At 67.8% G+C, this 3,269-nt stretch carries 4 protein-coding genes; 1 reads left to right on the top strand and 3 read right to left on the bottom strand.

The features are described 5' to 3' along the window. Nucleotides 1-385 precede the first annotated feature (385 nt). A complete protein-coding gene (locus tag PGX04_RS23685; RefSeq protein WP_273740755.1) occupies nucleotides 386-1,585 on the top strand; it encodes a 3-dehydroquinate synthase II in 1,200 nt (399 codons plus the stop codon). Nucleotides 1,586-1,612: 27 nt separating this feature from the next. Here PGX04_RS23685 and PGX04_RS23680 read toward each other — a convergent pair whose 3' ends face one another. From PGX04_RS23680 to PGX04_RS23670, 3 genes are all read right to left on the bottom strand, one after another. Then, a complete protein-coding gene (locus tag PGX04_RS23680) occupies nucleotides 1,613-2,050 on the bottom strand; it encodes a zinc ribbon domain-containing protein (protein WP_273740754.1) in 438 nt (145 codons plus the stop codon). Nucleotides 2,051-2,111: 61 nt separating this feature from the next. Next, complete coding sequence (locus tag PGX04_RS23675) at nucleotides 2,112-2,786, bottom strand: type I 3-dehydroquinate dehydratase (protein ID WP_273740753.1); 675 nt, start codon at nucleotides 2,784-2,786, stop codon at nucleotides 2,112-2,114. Between the two features lie 73 nt (nucleotides 2,787-2,859). Then, nucleotides 2,860-3,269 (bottom strand): transcription initiation factor IIB (locus tag PGX04_RS23670; RefSeq protein WP_273740752.1); only part of this gene is annotated, 410 nt, incomplete at its 5' end.

Here is a 3,269-nt window from a genome sequence, read left to right as displayed (position 1 = left end):
GGACGGCACCCAGCACGGCCACCAATCGGCCGTACTCGAGCGTCGCCACCTCGCCCGCGTGCTCGAACGCCGCTCGAGCGACATCGGCCGCGGACTCCACCTCGAGCCGACGGGCGGCACAATCGATCGTCAGTTCGGCGTCCGTCTCGAGGTGGCGCTGACCCATGACTGAACGTTCGGCCGGACGGATATTATCGACTTCTGAGAAAGTATCGTTACTATCGAGACTATCGTGAGTGTCGTTACAATCGCGGTCGCAGTGACTGTGATGACGGGCCGCCGTCTCGGGGGGTGCGGTACGGCCGCTCCCGTCGACGGCTGCCGGTCGGTCCGTTCCCCTGCCTGATCCGCCACGTTCAAGCCGGTTCCCTTCGAGGGTCGATTCATGACGCGATCTGTCTGGGTAAAAGCCGACGACACCGTCGGCGACTGGGACGACCGCCGAGCGCGGATCACCGCCGCGCTCGAGGCGGGTGCAGACTGGGTACTGGTCGACGAAGACGACGTCGCGCGCGTTCGCGAACTCGGCGACATCAACGTCGCGGCGTTCCGGACCGACGGCGACGTGACGCTGGTAGACGACATCGACGACGCCGAAGCCGAAACCGACGACGCCGTGCCGGCCCCGCAGGCGGACGCGATGATCGTCGGCAAGGACGGCGAGGGCGACGCGACGATCGACCTCCCCGAGGACTTCTCCGGCTCGGCGGATCTCTCGACGTTGCGGCGCAAGGGCGACTTCGATCGGGGCGCGTACGTCCGCATCCTGGGCAAGGAGTACGAGCGCTTCGCCGAAACCGTCGCTGCAGAGGCCGATCACACGATCGTCGTCGGCGAGGACTGGACGATCATCCCGCTCGAGAACCTGATCGCCCGCATCGGCGAGGAGACCGACCTCGTGGCGGGCGTGACCAGCGTCGAGGAGGCGAAGACGGCCTTCGAAACCCTCGAGATCGGATCCGACGCCGTCTTGCTCGACTCGGACGACCCGGACGAAATCCGGCGGACGGTCGAGGTCCGCGACGAGGCCGAACGCGAGAGCCTCGACCTCGAGTACGCGGAAGTGCTCGCCGTCGAGCGGGCCGGCAGCGCGGATCGGGTCTGCGTCGACACCGGCACCCTGCTCGAGCACGACGAGGGGATGCTCGTCGGCTCGATGAGCCGCGGGCTGGTGTTCGTCCACGCCGAGACCGCCGAATCGCCGTACGTCGCCTCCCGCCCGTTCCGGGTCAACGCGGGCGCGGTCCACGCCTACGTCCGCACGCCCGACGGCGGCACGAAGTACCTCTCCGAACTCCAGAGCGGCGACGAGGTACAGGTCGTCGACCTCGCCGGCAACACCCGCGAGGCCATCGTCGGCCGGGCCAAGATCGAGCAGCGACCCATGTTCCGGATCGCCCTCGAGACCGAGAGCGGCGACCGCGTCGAGACACTGCTCCAGAACGCCGAGACGATCAAGGTCGCCACCGCGGAGGGGCGAACGGCGGTGACCGACCTCGAGGCCGGCGACGAGATCCTGCTGTACGCCGAGGACACGGCCCGCCACTTCGGCGAGGCCGTCGAAGAGAGCATCATCGAAAAGTAACGTCGCGAGAGCCGTCCGGTGGCCGCGTTACGCGTCGTTCGTCTCCGCCTCCGGCTCGACGGGCTCGAGTCGTGTCGTACACCAGTGGCAGAACTCGAGGTCGTCGTCGATCTCTTTCCCGCACTCCGGGCAGGTCTGTCCGTCCGCGTCGGTATCCCCGCCGGAGGAGTAGCCGAGCGCGCGAAAGGTCGCGTCGATCGCGGCGAACAGGGCGATAAACGAGAGGAGGAACTGGGCCATCGGGTCGGTGTTCTCGGCCATGACGGTCGCCTGCTCGAGAGCCTGATCGACGCTCGTCATCGGCCCGGCCGCCGTGAGCTGGTCGATCGGGAGAAAGAGAGCACTCGCCGTCAGGAAGAGACCGGCAAAGGCGGCGGCGCGAAGCCAATCGCGAACGAGGACGTGGCCTGCGCCGGGCATGAGTACCGAGAGGCCGGCAGCGAGGATCGCGCGGAGCCATGTCATTGTACGTGGAGATGGTAGGGGACCCCCGCCCTTAACATTCCGATTTCGATTGTTTTTCAGTTCACTCGAGTCGTGCCACCAGTCCCGCGAGCGTCTCGAGGTCGTACTGGCCCGGTGCGGTCGCCTCCGCGGGATCGACGGGCGCGTAGCCGATCTTCGAGCCGTAGACGGGAGCGACCGCCCGCGTGTGGCTCCCGACTTCGCCCATCGCCATCGTGGCGACGGCGTCGCCGTGGGCGGTCAGTTGCTCAGTCGCGGACAACAACGCGAGCGTGTCCGCCGTCGACTCGGCTGTCACCGCCACCTTCGCCACGTCGGCATATTTACCCGCCTCGGTCAGCGTTTTGACCATCTCGTTGCGGGGCGGCGTCCCCTCGAAATCGTGTGCCGACGCGACGATCGAGACGTCGCGGTCGCGGGCCGTCTCGAGCACCGCGTCGGCCGCTCCCTCATGGATCGACGCGAGCTCCACGTCGATCGCCGCGACGGCGTCGAACGCGAGCGCCTCCGCGAGCATCTCGAGTCGCACCTCGTCGCTCGCCTCCCCGCCTTCCCATTCGGCACGGTTCGTCGCGAGGATCGGCAACTCGCCGTCGTACGCCTCGAGCGCGACCAGCGGCTCGTCGGCGAAGTCCATTCGAAATTCGATCGCGTTCGCGTGCTCGCGGGCCGCGGGCTCGTCGGCGAGATCTGCCGTCGCGGCTGCGAGGACGAACGAGTCGAAGTTCAGCGTCATTGCTACCCAGTGAGAGCGAGAACGACAAAAACGGTGTCGTTTCGGCGGGTTCGGCGCGTACGTCGTCCCCGCGTCAGGCCATTCCGATGGTCTCCTCGGCCTCGAGGAGCTCGTGGTACCGGTTTCGAATCGTCACTTCGGAGATGTCGGCGACGTCGCTAACGGCTGCCTGGGTGGTCTTCTCGTTGGTCAGGAGCGCGGCGGCGTAGACCGCGGCGGCCGCGAGGCCGACCGGCGACTTGCCCGAGTGGACGCCCTTCTCCTTGGCGTTCTGGAGCAGCGAGCGCGCGCGGTGCTCGGCCTCGTCGGAGAGTTCGAGTCCCGAGGCGAAGCGGGGGACGTAGCTCTCGGGGTCGGCGGGCTGGACCTCGAGGCCCAGTTCGCGGACCACGTAGCGGTAGGTGCGCGCGATCTCGTTCTTCTCGACGCGGGAGACGTCCGCGATCTCGTCGAGGCTGCGAGGGACGCCGGCCTGGCGGGCGG

The sequence above is a fragment of the Natrinema soli genome, from assembly GCF_028618695.1.
Note: the sequence above shows the minus strand (reverse complement) of the source record. Positions and strands in the feature narration are given on the sequence as shown.

Coding starts and splice junctions, on each gene's coding strand:
- PGX04_RS23685 (WP_273740755.1), top strand. CDS start 386: ATGACGCGATCTGTCTGGGTAAAAGCCGACGACACCGTCGGCGACTGG.
- PGX04_RS23680 (WP_273740754.1), bottom strand. CDS start 2,050: ATGACATGGCTCCGCGCGATCCTCGCTGCCGGCCTCTCGGTACTCATG.
- PGX04_RS23675 (WP_273740753.1), bottom strand. CDS start 2,786: ATGACGCTGAACTTCGACTCGTTCGTCCTCGCAGCCGCGACGGCAGAT.